Source organism: Vibrio pelagius, assembly GCF_024347575.1.
Lineage (GTDB): Bacteria > Pseudomonadota > Gammaproteobacteria > Enterobacterales > Vibrionaceae > Vibrio > Vibrio pelagius.
Genome location: NZ_AP025503.1, coordinates 797,058 through 812,324, shown reverse-complemented (window position 1 = coordinate 812,324; position 15,267 = coordinate 797,058). Strand labels below are relative to the sequence as shown.

Sequence of the window (15,267 nt, the reverse complement as noted above, 5' to 3'; positions counted from 1 at the left end):
GCCTTTAAATAAGTAATCCATTTTATGAGAGCCATCAAATAATGCGCCTGATTTCACTGTCTTCGTTAAAAGCTACCTTCGTTGTTCTAACTGTCAGCCTACTCTCAGCCTGTGGTTTTCACCTGCGTGGTGACTACTCTGTACCCGAGGAACTGAACAAGATCTCAGTATCCAGTTACGACCAATACAGTACGTTTACGCGTATGGTGAAGAGCCAGTTGCGTATGAGTAACGTGGAAATTGCTGCGCCAACCAGCAAAACGCCTAACCTTCACCTACTAAGCGAAAGCGTTAATGAGCGTACGCTCTCTCTCTACCAGAACACACGTGCTGCTGAGAAGGAACTGACTTTCAATGCCTCTTATCGTGTGACGATTCCTGAACTGGGCGATAAAACCTTTACCACCAGCGTAACTCGTAGTTACCTAGATAACCCGCTAACAGCACTCGCAAAATCGGTCGAACGCGACATGATTGAAGATGAGATGCGCAAGCTAGCTGCAAGCCAAATCCTACGTCAAATGGCACGCCTGAAAGCCAACATTGCTGCGAACAGCATGAACCTTGAAGACCTAGAAGAAGTTCAAGTTAAAGAGCTAGAGAAGCAGTACAACATTAAAAATGTTGAGGTAACTCCAGATTCAACTGAGTCTGCTCAATAAGGTTAACTGATGCGTATTTTTGCAGACCGTTTATCAGAGCAATTAAATAAGCAGCTTAGCCGCGTTTATTTGATCTTTGGTAACGAACCGCTATTGCTTCAAGAAAGCCGTGAGTCGATTCAGAAAGCCGCTAAAGAGCAAGGCTTTGAAGAGCGTCATCGCTTTGCTATCGACAGCAGCCTAGATTGGAATGATGTTTACGACTGTACCCAAGCCCTAAGTCTGTTTTCGAGCCGTCAACTGATCGAGTTAGAGTTGCCAGAGTCTGGTGTAAATGCCGCTATCGCGAAAGAGCTATTGGCGCTATCAGATCAGCTGCATGAAGACATCATGTTAGTGTTGATCGGAACCAAACTAACTAAGGCACAAGAGAACGCGAAGTGGTTTAAAGCACTTTCAAGCCAAGGTCACTGGGTAAGCTGCTTACCCCCTGACGTTGGCCGCTTGCCTCAATTTGTTCAAGCTCGCTGTCGCCAAATTGGTTTACAGCCAGACGCCGAAGCGACGCAAATGTTGGCTCAATGGCATGAAGGTAACTTGTTCGCATTGACCCAAAGCTTAGAGAAGCTAGCCCTGCAATACCCTGATGGTAAGCTGACCTTAGTTCGACTTGAAGAGTCATTAAGTCGTCATAATCATTTTACCCCTTTCCACTGGGTAGATGCCCTACTCGCAGGTAAAGGTAATCGAGCTCAACGTATTTTGCGCCAATTAGAGGCGGAAGGTGTGGAAGCCGTGATTCTTTTGCGTAGTATTCAGCGAGAGCTAACACTGCTGCTTCAAATGCAACAGCAGATGCAGCAGATGCCTATCGGACAAGTGTTCGAGAAACATCGTATCTGGCAATCTAAGAAACCCCTTTATAACGCAGCGCTAACACGAGTCTCAGTGACTCAGTTACACTCTCTGTTTGCACTGCTTACTCAAGCTGAATTGCTCTCTAAAACCCAGTATGAGCAATCACCTTGGCCACTCATTCACCAATTGAGTGTTGAGTTTTGTATCCCCTCGGCTTCAATCCCCTTTCCCGCATAAAAGCGTGATATGATTTTGAGTCGCAAAATTAAGATTTAAGGAACACCCTGTGTTACGTGAAGAACTAAGAGATTTTCTTGCAGATAAAGCCGACGACATGAAAGCAGAGTCGATCATCACCATCGACGTTGAAGGTAAATCCAGTGTGACAGACTACATGATCGTTTGTACTGGTACTTCAAAGCGCCACGTCGCTTCTATCGCGGAACATGTCGCAAGTGAAGTGAAAAAAGTCGGCCTCGAGCCGCTAGGTATGGATGGGGAACAAGAAGGCGAATGGGTTGTCCTAGATATGGGCACTAGCATGCTTCACGTGATGCAAGCTGAGCAACGCGAGCTATACCAACTAGAAAAGCTGTGGGGCTAATCTGTGAAGATCCAATTAATTGCCGTTGGCACCAAAATGCCAAAATGGGTTGAGGAAGGCTTTCAAGAATATAAGCGTCGCTTCCCACACGATATGCCACTGGAATTGGTAGAAATTCCAGCGGGCAAACGCGGCAAAAATGCTGACATTGCACGCATTCTGCAAAAAGAGGGCGAAGCGATGCTAGCAGCGGTCCCAAAAGGCAGCCGTATTGTGACGCTCGATATCCCAGGCAGAAAATGGGATACACCACAACTAGCTGAACAACTAGAGAGCTGGAAACTGGATGGACGTGATGTTTCTATCCTGATTGGTGGCCCAGAAGGGCTTGCTCCAGCATGTAAAGCGGCGGCTGACCAAAGTTGGTCTCTGTCGGCTCTGACTCTACCGCACCCGCTTGTGCGAGTTATCATGGCAGAAAGCCTGTACCGAGCTTGGAGCATTACAGCTAATCATCCGTATCACCGAGAATAAGCGTTAATGTTACGTAAACGTAGCCAAATCCGTGATTACAAAGAAGAAGCACGACTATTTGCTAGTCGTGCTTTTATTGCGTTTATAGGCATTGTAATCATGATGGGCATTTTGGTTGCCAACCTGTACAACATTCAGGTCAACCAATATCAAGACTATAAAACCCGCTCGAACGACAACCGTATCAAAGTTGTTCCTATCGCACCGACTCGCGGCCTAATCTATGACCGAAATGGTGTATTACTGGCGGAAAACCGTCCAGTATTCGACCTGGAGATCACTCCTGAAAAAATTAAGGACATGGATGACACCATTAAGCGTCTCCAAGAACTTTTAGAAATCAGCCCAGAGCGCGTCGAAAGATTCAATCGCGATCGCCGCAATACGCGTCGTTTCAAGTCCGTTCCTATCCTCAACCAACTCACTGAAGATCAAGTGGCGGTATTCTCTGTAAACCAGCACAAGTTCCCAGGTGTCGAGGTGACAGGTACTCTCAAGCGTTTTTACCCATATGGTGATGTACTGACACACGTGATTGGCTACGTATCACGCATTAATGACCGCGATATGCGACGTCTGGTTCGTGAAGAGAAAGACGCGAACTATCAAGCGACCCGCGACATCGGTAAGTTGGGTATCGAGCGCTATTACGAAGACATACTACATGGTACAGCCGGCTACCAAGAGGTTGAAGTTAACAGCCGTGGGCGTGTTATTCGTACATTAAAATTTGTACCCGCGATTCCAGGCAAAGACATCGTATTGAACCTCGATATTGACCTTCAACTTTACGTACACAAATTACTCGATGGACGTCGCGGCTCAGCCGTTGTACTCGATCCAAAAGACAACGGGGTACTCGCTATGGTCTCTAGCCCGAGCTATGACCCAAATGCCTTTGTGCACGGTATCTCGTCCAAAGGTTACAACGCCCTGCTCAACGACAAAAACCGTCCACTCGTAAACCGAGCGACTCTGGGTATCTACCCACCAGCATCAACGATTAAACCTTTCATCGCAGTAGCCGCGTTGCAAGAAGGTGTGATCACACCAAACACTACCCGTAACGACCCGGGGTATTGGAAGATTCCAAACTCAAAAACCAAACCTTTCCGTGATTGGCTACGCTGGGGGCACGGCACTGTTGATATCGTTAAAGCAATTGAAGAATCTGTGGATACCTTCTTCTACCAAATCGCCTTTGATATGGGCATTGACCGCCTATCACGCTGGATGATGATGTTTGGTTTTGGTGACTACACGGGTATCGATATCCATGAAGAGAGTAAAGCCAACATGCCTACGCGTGATTGGAAAATGGCTCGTCATCGTGTGCCTTGGTATCAAGGGGATACCATCCCTGTCGGTATTGGACAAGGCTACTGGACAGCAACACCCATGCAGATAGCGAAAGCAACATCGGTATTGGTACATGAAGGTGAAGTCATTGCTCCGCACCTGTTGCGTGCCACCATTGAAAATGGACAACCACTTGAGACACAATCGCTGTCTGATATCGAAACTTATCCACCAATTACAGGTGTAAAGCAGCGATTCTGGGACATAGGTAAAGAAGGCATGAAGCTGGTAAACCACGGTCGTAAAGGGACGGCTCGTCGCTCTTTCCAAGGTATGTCTTACCTGACCGCCGGTAAATCCGGTACTGCGCAAGTCTTCGGATTGAAAGAAGATGAAGAGTACAATGCTGATGAAATCGCAGAACACCTACGTGACCACGCGCTCTTTACTGGCTTTGCACCGTTGGATGACCCTAAAGCAATCGTGACCATCGTACTCGAGAACGCAGGCGGTGGCTCATCAAACGGTGGTCCTGTTGTGAGACGAATCTTCGACCATATTGTTCTGGGCGATGAATATAAGAGTAAGGCAACACAATAATGAAACTCGATCTCTCTACTGGTCAAAATCGCGCCCTATTTGAGCGATTCCATATTGATTTGCCGCTTCTGCTTGGCATCTTAGTATTAATGGGGTTTGCGTTGCTGATAATGTACAGCGCAAGCGGTCAAAGTTTGGCGATGATGGATCGTCAAGCGATGCGTATGGCGTTATCACTTGGCGTAATGATCTTCCTCGCACAGATCTCCCCGCGCACCTATGAGACATTGGCTCCGGTGCTGTTTATTGGCGGTGTGATATTGCTACTCGGCGTGCTGTTCTTTGGTGAAGCCTCCAAGGGAGCTCAGCGCTGGTTGAATTTCGGATTTGTTCGCTTCCAACCTTCGGAGCTACTTAAGCTCGCTGTACCACTGATGCTAGCTCGTTACATTGGTAAGCGTTCACTCCCCCCGACATTTCAAACGCTAGTCATCTCATTGGTAATGGTATTTGTACCCACCATTCTTATCGCCAAGCAGCCCGATTTAGGAACGTCAATCTTGATTGCGGCGTCTGGTATTTTCGTGATTTTCTTGGCGGGTATCAGTTGGAAAATCATCGCGAGTGCAGCGGTAGCTTTGGGTGCGTTTATCCCAATTCTGTGGTTCTTCTTAATGCGCGAATACCAAAAGGTTCGTGTACGTACTCTGTTTGATCCAGAATCCGATCCACTCGGTGCGGGCTACCATATTATTCAAAGTAAGATTGCGATTGGCTCTGGCGGTATCTCAGGTAAAGGTTGGCTACAAGGGACTCAATCTCAGCTGGAGTTTATTCCGGAGCGTCATACCGACTTTATCTTTGCGGTCATTGCCGAGGAATGGGGCATGATCGGTATTCTATTTCTTCTTGCTATCTATCTGTTCATTATTGGCCGCGGTCTGATTCTCGCAAGCCAAGCTCAAACCGCGTTTGGGCGAATGATGGGCGGTAGTATTGTTTTAAGCTTCTTCGTTTATATTTTTGTAAACATTGGTATGGTTAGTGGCATTCTACCCGTGGTAGGTGTACCTCTACCTCTTGTTAGTTATGGGGGTACTTCGATGGTTACATTGATGGCTGGTTTTGGTATTTTGATGTCAATCCACACTCACCGCAAAGCATTCTCAAAGGCGACGTAAGTGATAATTAACACAATGAACAACGGTACACAGACCTCCGACAAATCATCGCATCTCAAACAACTGATGTTAGTTGGGAGCTTAGTCGTGCTGATCAACGGTTGTTCATCACAACCAGATTCACAATCGGGTCGCTACGACATTAACGATGACATCGCCCCTGATGCACCCATTTCAGTTGAGCATTTAGAAGATGCACATCCAAAATATGAACCTTACAGCCTAGGGGGTAACAGTGATTACACCCTGCGTGGTGCAGACTATAAAATCGTTCGCGATAGCAAAGGATTCACAGAGAAAGGCAAAGCATCTTGGTATGGCAAGAAGTTTCACGGGCACTTGACTTCTAATGGTGAAGTGTACGACATGTACTCAATGTCCGCTGCGCACAAGACACTGCCAATTCCAAGCTATGTGAAAGTGACCAATACCGACAATAATAAGAGCACCATTGTTCGCGTTAATGACCGTGGCCCTTTTCATGAGGGTCGCATCATTGATTTAAGCTACGCAGCTGCATACAAATTAGACGTGATTCGTACCGGGACGGCTAATGTCGAAATTGAAGTGATAACCGTTGATATCCCAACCGACGAAAAGAAGAAAGCGGCACTACCACAATATATTATTCAAGTTGCGACTTCCCAGCATCAAGATCGCAGTGAAAAACTCGCGAGTGAACTGAGCCGAAAACTATCGGTCAAAACTTTTCTTCAGCCAGTAGATGACAAATACCGACTGATGCTTGGGCCATTTCATGACTATGCTCTGACTCAAGAAAAATTAGAACAGGTTAAGCTTATGGGTTACCCGTCAGCTTATATAAAGAAGCACACCTTAACTCGCTAGAATCTTACGGAATTTATGACAATCACTGCACTGGTTTGAAATAGTGATTCTGTTAAGATATGGATAGTTAACTAAATAATTGCGTTCAAAATGAATAAATCTAACAAACTTATCAAATCGATTTTTGCTACTTCTGTTGCGCTGTCTGCAACGCTAGCTTCTTCGTCATTCGCCGCGCCTATCGTTGTTCCAGACGCACCACAAATTGCTGCTAAAGGCTTTGTCCTAATGGATTACCATTCAGGCAAAGTATTGGCAGAAAAAGAGATGAACACTCAGCTTTCCCCAGCAAGCTTGACCAAAATGATGACCAGCTATGTTATCGGTCAAGAACTTGAACGTGGCAACATCAACCTTAATGACGACGTTGTAATCAGCGAAAACGCTTGGGCGAAGAATTTCCCAGACTCTTCAAAGATGTTTGTTGAAGTGGGTACCACGGTAAAAGTTGAAGATCTTAACCGCGGTATCATCATCCAATCGGGTAACGATGCATGTGTCGCCATGGCAGAACACATTGCTGGTTCAGAGGATGCGTTCGTTGATCTAATGAACGCGTGGGCAAGCTCTATCGGCATGAAAGACACGCACTTTGCGAACGTACACGGCCTCGATAACCCGAACCTATATTCAACGCCTTACGATATGGCATTACTAGGTCAAGCACTTATTCGTGACGTTCCTGAAGAGTACCGCATCTACTCTGAGAAAAAATTCACTTACAACGGCATTACTCAATACAACCGTAACGGCCTGTTGTGGGATAAGAGCATGAATGTGGATGGCATCAAAACTGGTCACACAAGTAATGCAGGTTACAGCCTAGTAAGCTCAGCAACTGAAGGTAAGATGCGCCTGGTTGCTGTTGTAATGGGCACCAAGAATGCTAACGCTCGCAAAACAGAGAGCAAAAAGCTACTTAGCTACGGCTTCCGCTTCTTTGAAACAGTTGCACCACACAACGCTGGTGAAACGTTCGTTGAAGAGAAAATTTGGATGGGCAGCAAAGACACAGTTGCTCTAGGAGTCGATGAAGACACATTCGTAACCCTTCCTCGCGGCCAAGCGAAGAACCTAAAAGCGAGCTTTGTTCTAGAAAAAGAACTTGAAGCACCGATTAGCAAGGGCGACCAAGTTGGTAAACTCTTCTATCAGATCGATGGGCAAGACGTGGCTGAATACCCACTACTGGCACTAGAAGATGTCGAGCAAGGCAGCCTATTTAGCCGTCTATGGGACTACCTAGTTCTTCTGTTCAAAGGTTTATTCTAAGGACTTAGAGTAACAGTGAGTGACAGTAATCACATGATCCTGTTAACTATTTACTCATAACCCTTTTTAGGGTCGCCTAACAAGCTAACAAAAGCCGCACTGTGCGGCTTTTGTTGATCTTGAGTTCGGTGATATTTACCAGTAATATTCCGCTCTTATTAATCGAGTCAATTGACCGAATACGCTTTTCTCGGTATTTTGCCCAGCAGCGAAGTACCTACCATTTTGGAGCTAATCATGAACATCAATTCTGATGCAAAACTTAAAGACCTTTTAGAGTTCCCTTGTTCTTTTACTTACAAGGTTATGGGTTACGCGAAGCCAGAACTGCCTGAACTTGTACTGGAAGTGATCCAGCGCCACGCTCCTGGTGACTACAGCCCAACAGTGAAACCAAGTGCAAAGGGTAACTACCACTCTGTTTCGATCAACATTACAGCAACGTCGATTGAGCAAGTAGAAACACTTTACAAAGAGCTTGGCGAGATCGATATCGTACGTATGGTTCTGTAATCTAGGATTACACAAGGATCACAGCGGCTTAACGCCGCTGTTTTTGTTTTAAGCACTCCGTTTTTGCCGCTTTTATTCAACTTAATTTTCAAGAAATACAAAGAAAGTTGAAAAACCTTGCAGTCCGTCTGTAGTTAGAATCAAATTTCGCGTTTATAATGCGTTCACTTTATTAACCCTTGAGGGAGTCCTGCTTTGCAAAATAAGCTAATCGTCAAAAAATTAGGTCGCCAGGATTATGAACCCGTATGGAAGGCCATGCATGAGTTCACCGATACACGCACAGAAGAAGACGTTGACCAAATTTGGTTAGTCGAGCACAACCCAGTCTTCACTCAAGGGCAAGCAGGCAAAGCAGAGCATGTACTTAATGCTGGCGACATCCCTGTCATTCAAAGTGATCGCGGCGGACAAGTCACCTATCATGGCCCGGGCCAGTTGGTAGCTTACTTCTTGATCAACATTCGTCGTAAAAAGTTTGGAGTGCGAGATCTAGTTACTCACATCGAGAACCTCGTAATCAACACTCTGAAAGCATACAATATCGAATCAGCTGCACGACCTGACGCTCCGGGTGTTTATGTCGATGGCAAAAAGATATGTTCTCTAGGACTGCGTATTCGACGTGGCTGCTCTTTTCATGGGCTAGCACTCAATGTCGATATGGACCTGTCACCATTCCTTCGTATCAACCCTTGTGGTTACCAAGGTATGGAAATGGCTCAAGTTAGCCAACTAGGTGGTCCTTCGGATCTAGAGATCGTTGAGCAACAGCTAATACAAGAGCTTGTCGAATTACTTGGTTATGACCAAGTAGACATTCAAGCCAACCGTAACACTACAGCAGAAGCATAAAATCATGAGCAAACCAATCCAAATGGAAAAAGGCGTTAAATACCGCGACGCCGATAAAATGGCATTGATTCCAGTAAAGAACATGCCTACCGAGCAGAAAGAGATCCTGCGCAAGCCGGACTGGATGAAGATCAAGCTGCCTGCTGATAGCCAGCGCATCCAAGACATCAAATCTGCAATGCGCAAGAACAACCTTCACTCGGTATGTGAAGAAGCGTCTTGTCCGAACCTGGCTGAGTGTTTTAACCACGGTACGGCAACCTTCATGATTCTTGGTGCTATCTGTACTCGTCGTTGCCCTTTCTGTGACGTAGCCCATGGACGCCCAGTCGCGCCTGAAGCGGAAGAGCCTCAGAAGCTAGCAAAAACCATCCAAGACATGAAACTGAAGTACGTGGTTATTACTTCCGTTGACCGTGATGATCTGCGTGATGGTGGTGCAAAACACTTTGCAGACTGTAACCGTGAGATCCGTGCACTAAACCCAAATATTCGTATCGAAACTCTGGTTCCTGACTTCCGTGGTCGTATGGACGTGGCGCTTGAACTACTAAAAGACAACCCGCCAGATGTATTTAACCACAACCTAGAGACAGCACCTCGCCTATACCGTAAAGCGCGTCCAGGTGCGAACTACAAGTGGTCATTGAACCTACTGAAGAAGTTTAAAGAGCAGCACCCAGACGTCCCAACAAAGTCGGGCGTAATGATGGGTCTTGGTGAAACAAAAGAAGAGATCATTCAGGTACTGAAAGATCTACGTGAACATGGCGTGACAATGCTGACTCTAGGCCAATACCTAGCACCTAGCCGTCACCACTTGCCAGTTGAGCGTTACGTGCCACCATCTGAGTTTGATGAACTGAAAGAGATCGCTCTAGAGCTTGGCTTTACACACGCGGCGTGTGGCCCGTTCGTTCGCTCTTCTTACCACGCGGATCTACAAGCACAAGGTATGGAAATTAAGTAACTCGCGACTTAACTTCTCTATATTTGAAAGGCGCATACCCTATGGTTATGCGCCTTTTTCATACCTGTGATTTAACGTTCAAACTCACACAACTCTCGATAAAAGCACAAACTGCATATCCAAACATACCGAGACTAAAAAGCCGCTCTTAACCAAGAACGGCTTTCATATTTAGCGTGTTGCTTTAATCGTTTGTAGTATCGCTAGAACACTAGCCGAAAGATGCCCAGATAACCGTTACTACCAGTACAGGGCATACAAATTTGACGTATGCAGGCCATACTTTACCAAACCAGCCTAATTGGAAGTCAGGACAGCCCTGCTCTAGCTCTTTTACCTTAGACGCACGACTCCATACCCAACCACCAAACAGACAGAACATCAATGCAGCAATAGGTTGTAGGTACTGAGTAGCAATCATAGCCACTAGGCCAAACAGAGTACCAAAGTTGTAAACGATAACGATGCTGAACAGCGCGATTAAAGCACCGATAACCCAACTTGTCGGTGTACGAGCCGTGTTAAAGCGCTCACTCACAAGAGAAACGGGAGCCTCTAGCATCGAAATAGAAGAGGTCAGCGCAGCAATAGTCAGTAGTAGGAAAAAGACAATCGCAAAGATCTGACCTAGGAAGCCTAAGCTATCGAACATCAAAGGCAATACCGTAAATACCAGTGTATCTGAGCTCAGCAATGAACCATCTTCAGCGTAGATTTGTACGCCCTTCTGCATCGCAACAAACATCGCTGGCATCACCACAAGACCTGCAATGAAGGCAACAGCGGTATCCACTAAGGTTACGTTCATCGCCATCTTCGGTAAGTTCTCTTTCTTACTTAAGTAAGAGCCATAGATCAGCATTGAACAGCCACCAATGGTCAATGAGAAGAAGCCTTGTCCCATGGCCGCTAAAATCAGTTTTCTATCCCATACCTTTTCAAAATCAGGTACAAGGTAGTGCTTAAGTCCTTCTACTGCACCTTGTTGAGTCATGATGTAAACGAACAAAAGTGCGAACAGAACGAACAGCGCTGGCATTAAACGGGTCGACCATTTTTCAATACCTTGCTTGATGCCACCTTGTACAATCAAGATTGTCAGCACGTAAAACAGAACAGTACCAAAGACATTGCGCTCTACACTAAAACCTTTGAACCACGCTGCAATCTCAACCAAGCCCAACACATCAGCAATCGCGCCAAATAGGAAGCAGATCAACCAACCACCAACAATGCTGTAAAAGCCTAATACAGCACTTGGTACACTTAAACCAATCCAGCCGGTCAGTGCACCGACTTTTTTCGCCAGTGGGTTCGACGTTAGTGAGCGCATACTATCCACTGGGTTAGCTTGACCATGACGACCAATCGCCATTTCAACCACCAGCATTGGGAATGCGACCACAAAGATCAGCACCAAATACACTAACAGGAACGCGCCGCCACCATTACTCGCGACTTGTGTTGGGAAACCCCAAATGTTTCCAAGGCCAACTGCAGCGCCTGCTGCCGCCAAAATGAAGCCTAAACGAGAGCTAAACAGCTCTCTTGATGAAGAAGATTGTTGGTTCATACTGCCTGCAAAATACCAATGAACTAGTTTGCTAGTACAATAATCAAAACCATGGACTCATGCAATCTATAAATGATTAAAGTGCTTATTTATTAGAAAAAACCAAACAGTAAAACTGTAAATTTAAATATACATAGAATTACAAACCATAAAAAAACATCATTCCAATAATAATGACCACCTCACCTCTTCATGTAATAGACACGAAAAAGGGCACCCAAGGTGCCCAGTCAATCGTTCAATTTACTACCCGTTCTTGCTAAATAGTGAACACTTGGTAGTCCTTCAAATTCGGGATCTTTTCATGCAACGATTTTTCTTGCTCAGCCATCTCATCAAGTGAGTCACAAAATGCTTCCGCTTCTTTCTCTACCTGTTGTGAGTGCTCTTTAAAACGCTCTTCAATTTTCAACTTCAGTTCAGACATACTGTCCGCCATCTCAGTTAAGTTAAGACCGCCCTCTTGCTTCATTTTTTCAGACATGGCATTAAAAGCGCTTGAGATAAACTCTTCGTTAAAGATCTCCATCGCCTTATCGAAGTCTGCACTCCAGCCATTAGCCATCGACTCGAAGCTCTCAGCCGGAAGCACCAAGTCACCATCTTTATAGTAACGAGCTTCCATCTCAGCAAAGAAGTCACTCATTGATTTTTTAACGTTATCAAACGCTTCTGGCGCATCCAAACTCACTGCAATGTCGTCGATAACATCGTTTGCCAATGCTAATCCCTCTTTCGCCATTGCCTTGGCTTGAGGTAAGTATTCACTCATGCTTTCACGGTAGCGTTCAATCGCCGCTTGCTGATCTGCATCGAGCTCAACCTTTTCACCATGAATATAGAGCTCGTTACCATCAAGTACGGCCGTATCGCCATTGGTTTGGTGGATTTCAACTGTCTGCTGATCAATTCTCAGTTCATTTTTCAGGTCTACACGACACTGAGCCGCATACACAGGAACACTCGCTGCGGCCAACACCAAGGATAGTGATGCAATTAATACGTTCTTTTTCATAACATCCTCACATACATTGCTGTACTAACTATACATTGAGTGATTCACTCTATGTCATGGAAAGGTTTAGAACTTAACAAACCGACACAATTTCATAGAGAAAATGGCTGTCTGCAACACTAAATTCCACTTCGTCTCCCACCTCTTTCCCCATCAAGGCTGCACCTAGAGGAGCGTTTGGCGTCAATATGGCAACATCTTTGTCACCCCACTCGAGTGATAAACCTCCGACTCTTGGCCCGATAAAGAAATACTTAACCTTATCTTGCTCGTCGATAACAGAAAGAAAGCTACTCATCGCCACGCGTTCGCCTTCTCTCAGAACTAAATCACGATAGCATTGAATATCCTCTTCACACTCTTGGACTCTTACGGCCTGACCATGTGCGAGGTAAGATGCCTCTAGTGCCAGAGTATCATATTTATGTTCTGGAACTGTCTCTTCGTCTGTCGCAGCATCAATCGCTCGCTGCGTTGCCGACTGTGCAATTGCAAGCCGAGATTCAAGCTGCTGGAGGATTATTTGTTTAAGCTCGGATTTATTCATACTTTTGAAGTGCTTTTCTTTAGGAGCTACAGAATAGAATTAGGTACAATCTGGTGCAAGCGCTTTGAAACTGGAGTTTCTCTGCCAATTGAACAGGCTTAGCGGCACACCACACAGATTAACCGGACACACTTATGATAGAACAGAAGCTAAAACAGGTCTTTGGATTCGACTCACTGCGTTATGGACAAAAGCAAGTTATCGATAATGTTCTAGCAGGCCAATCGGCAGCGGCAATTTTTCCGACCGGATCAGGCAAATCTCTCTGTTATCAGCTTCCGGCGCTAGAGCTGCCCCATCTCACGTTGGTGATTTCCCCCTTACTTGCACTTATGAAAGATCAATTGAGTTTTCTACACAGTAAAGGGATTGCTGCCGCGGCCATCGAGTCGAGCCAAGACAGGCAAACCACTCAACGAGTGATGCAGTCGGTTCGCAATGGCGAAACCAAAATCTTGATGATCTCGGTTGAGCGCCTCAAGAACGAGCGCTTTCGACAATTCATCTCACAAGTACCTATCTCGCTTCTAGTGGTCGACGAAGCGCACTGTATCTCAGAATGGGGTCACAACTTCCGACCTGACTATCTCAAGCTGCCTCACTATCAGAAACAGCTCAACATTCCTCAAGTCCTTTTGCTAACCGCAACGGCGACAACGGGAGTAATTCAAGACATGCAGAGCAAGTTCAATATTGCTCCAGAGAGTGTCGTAGTCACCGGCTTTTATCGTAAAAACCTCGACTTAGCGATACAACCTTGTGAGCAAGAGACGAAGTTAGAGACTTTATGTGAAGTGGTCAATCAAGCGCCGCAATCGCCGACTATTGTTTATGTGACGCTTCAGCAGACAGCAGAGAATGTCGCGCAAACCCTCAGAAATGTCGGCATTAATGCGATTGCCTACCATGCCGGTCTCAAGCCAGAAAACCGCGATGCCATTCAGCAGCAGTTTATGAGCGATGAAATCAGCTGCATCGTTGCGACCATCGCGTTTGGTATGGGTGTCGATAAGTCGAATATTCGCCGAGTGATTCACTTTGATCTGCCTAAATCGATAGAGAACTACTCCCAAGAGATTGGACGTGCCGGTCGTGACGGACAAAACTCTGAATGTATACTGCTTGCTAATAAACACGGCCTCAGTACGCTAGAGAACTTTGTCTTTGGTGATACACCCGATAACATCGCGATTCAAACCGTGCTGCAAGAAATATACGCTTGTCAGCCCTCAGGCAATACCTACACTACTCAGTGGGAAATCATGCTCAATCAGCTCTCTCGCGAATCCAATATTCGTCAGCTGCCACTGAAAACACTATTAGTGTACCTTGAGATCGAGGGCATCATTGAGCCTAAATACAGTTTCTTCGCCGATTACAAATTCAAGTTTGTTCGACCAAAACCACAGATCATCGACCAATTTCAGGGAGAGCGCCGTGCGTTTGTGGAGTCGATCTTCCAATGCTCACCGCAAGCTCGTGTTTGGTGCCAAGTGGACTTCGATGCATTGTGGACGCACTTTCAAGCAGACAGGCAGCGAGTGATCGCAGCAATCGACTACTTTAATGAGCAAGGTTGGATTGAGCTGGAAAGCAAGCAAATCACCGATGTGTATGCAGTACACAATACCAGTGAAGACCCAAATGAGGTTGCTCAGCGTCTGTCGACACTGTTTAAACAAAAAGAGGACAATGAAATTGGCCGCCTCAACTATATGTTGGATTTCTTTGAATCAAGCACCTGCCTGAGTTCAAAACTCGCCAACTACTTTGGTGACCTTAATGCGCCACAAGAGTGTGGACACTGTTCAGCATGTCGTGGCAACGCCGCCAAGCTACCTGATGTACCGTTGACGGCGATTGACGAGAGTGACCTTCAAGCTTGGATAAATGAATTCATAAGTAGCAGCCCACAATGGGTAACAGATGAAGCAATTACTCGCTTCTTATCGGGTATTGCAACGCCACTGTCTACCAAGCTCAAAGCCAGTAAGATGGTTGGATATGGCAAGCTTGAACAGCACCCTTTCCGCGATACCCTCGCTCTGGTTCAACGAATTCCAAGATAGTTCAACAAACTCCAAGATAATAAAATAGTCGCCAACTTAGCTTCTT

Annotated in this window: 15 protein-coding genes; 12 read left to right on the top strand and 3 right to left on the bottom strand. The window is 45.9% G+C overall.

Going from position 1 to position 15,267, the window contains the following annotated elements; genetic code table 11:
* Positions 1 to 41 precede the first annotated feature (41 nt).
* From vsple_RS03555 to lipA, 11 genes are all read left to right on the top strand, one after another.
* Positions 42 to 662 (top strand): LPS-assembly lipoprotein LptE, encoded by a 621-nt coding sequence (locus vsple_RS03555; protein ID WP_261882693.1) that lies wholly within the window; start codon positions 42 to 44, stop codon positions 660 to 662.
* A gap of 9 nt (positions 663 to 671) precedes the next feature.
* Positions 672 to 1,697, top strand: a complete 1,026-nt coding sequence (holA, locus tag vsple_RS03550) for a DNA polymerase III subunit delta (RefSeq protein ID WP_261882692.1) — start codon at positions 672 to 674, stop codon at positions 1,695 to 1,697.
* A gap of 49 nt (positions 1,698 to 1,746) precedes the next feature.
* Complete coding sequence (rsfS, locus tag vsple_RS03545; RefSeq protein ID WP_032551441.1) at positions 1,747 to 2,064, top strand: ribosome silencing factor; 318 nt, start codon at positions 1,747 to 1,749, stop codon at positions 2,062 to 2,064.
* Positions 2,065 to 2,067: 3 nt separating this feature from the next.
* Complete coding sequence (rlmH, locus tag vsple_RS03540; protein ID WP_032551440.1) at positions 2,068 to 2,538, top strand: 23S rRNA (pseudouridine(1915)-N(3))-methyltransferase RlmH; 471 nt, start codon at positions 2,068 to 2,070, stop codon at positions 2,536 to 2,538.
* A 6-nt stretch (positions 2,539 to 2,544) separates the two neighbouring features.
* Complete coding sequence (gene mrdA / locus vsple_RS03535; RefSeq protein ID WP_261882691.1) at positions 2,545 to 4,437, top strand: penicillin-binding protein 2; 1,893 nt, start codon at positions 2,545 to 2,547, stop codon at positions 4,435 to 4,437.
* Positions 4,437 to 5,558, top strand: a complete 1,122-nt coding sequence (gene rodA / locus vsple_RS03530; protein ID WP_255231271.1) for a rod shape-determining protein RodA — start codon at positions 4,437 to 4,439, stop codon at positions 5,556 to 5,558. The genes mrdA and rodA overlap by 1 nt, the downstream gene beginning before the upstream one ends.
* 66 nt (positions 5,559 to 5,624) lie before the next feature.
* Entirely contained in the window at positions 5,625 to 6,407 is a 783-nt protein-coding gene (locus vsple_RS03525) for a septal ring lytic transglycosylase RlpA family protein (protein WP_261883115.1), read from the top strand.
* 90 nt (positions 6,408 to 6,497) lie between these two features.
* Positions 6,498 to 7,679, top strand: a complete 1,182-nt coding sequence (locus vsple_RS03520) for a serine hydrolase (protein ID WP_255231272.1) — start codon at positions 6,498 to 6,500, stop codon at positions 7,677 to 7,679.
* Between the two features lie 234 nt (positions 7,680 to 7,913).
* Positions 7,914 to 8,192, top strand: a complete 279-nt coding sequence (ybeD, locus tag vsple_RS03515) for a DUF493 family protein YbeD (RefSeq protein ID WP_032551473.1) — start codon at positions 7,914 to 7,916, stop codon at positions 8,190 to 8,192.
* Positions 8,193 to 8,387: 195 nt separating this feature from the next.
* Positions 8,388 to 9,047 (top strand): lipoyl(octanoyl) transferase LipB, encoded by a 660-nt coding sequence (gene lipB / locus vsple_RS03510; protein ID WP_255231273.1) that lies wholly within the window; start codon positions 8,388 to 8,390, stop codon positions 9,045 to 9,047.
* A 4-nt stretch (positions 9,048 to 9,051) separates the two neighbouring features.
* Entirely contained in the window at positions 9,052 to 10,017 is a 966-nt protein-coding gene (lipA, locus tag vsple_RS03505) for a lipoyl synthase (protein ID WP_255231274.1), read from the top strand.
* A 211-nt stretch (positions 10,018 to 10,228) separates the two neighbouring features.
* Here the strand turns inward: lipA and vsple_RS03500 are convergent, their stop codons facing one another.
* The 3 genes from vsple_RS03500 to vsple_RS03490 all read right to left on the bottom strand — a co-directional run bounded on the left by vsple_RS03500 (position 10,229) and on the right by vsple_RS03490 (position 13,152).
* Positions 10,229 to 11,590: a sodium-dependent transporter gene (locus vsple_RS03500; protein ID WP_261882690.1), complete on the bottom strand. Its 1,362-nt coding sequence runs from the start codon at positions 11,588 to 11,590 to the stop codon at positions 10,229 to 10,231.
* Positions 11,591 to 11,849: 259 nt separating this feature from the next.
* Positions 11,850 to 12,605: a YggN family protein gene (locus tag vsple_RS03495; RefSeq protein WP_255231276.1), complete on the bottom strand. Its 756-nt coding sequence runs from the start codon at positions 12,603 to 12,605 to the stop codon at positions 11,850 to 11,852.
* 73 nt (positions 12,606 to 12,678) lie between these two features.
* Positions 12,679 to 13,152: a GreA/GreB family elongation factor gene (locus tag vsple_RS03490; RefSeq protein ID WP_261882689.1), complete on the bottom strand. Its 474-nt coding sequence runs from the start codon at positions 13,150 to 13,152 to the stop codon at positions 12,679 to 12,681.
* Positions 13,153 to 13,286: 134 nt separating this feature from the next.
* Between vsple_RS03490 and vsple_RS03485 the strand changes: the two genes are divergently transcribed.
* Positions 13,287 to 15,221 carry a RecQ family ATP-dependent DNA helicase gene (locus tag vsple_RS03485; RefSeq protein WP_261882688.1) on the top strand — a complete coding sequence of 645 codons (1,935 nt, stop codon included), beginning with the start codon at positions 13,287 to 13,289 and terminating at the stop codon, positions 15,219 to 15,221.
* Positions 15,222 to 15,267 lie beyond the last annotated feature (46 nt).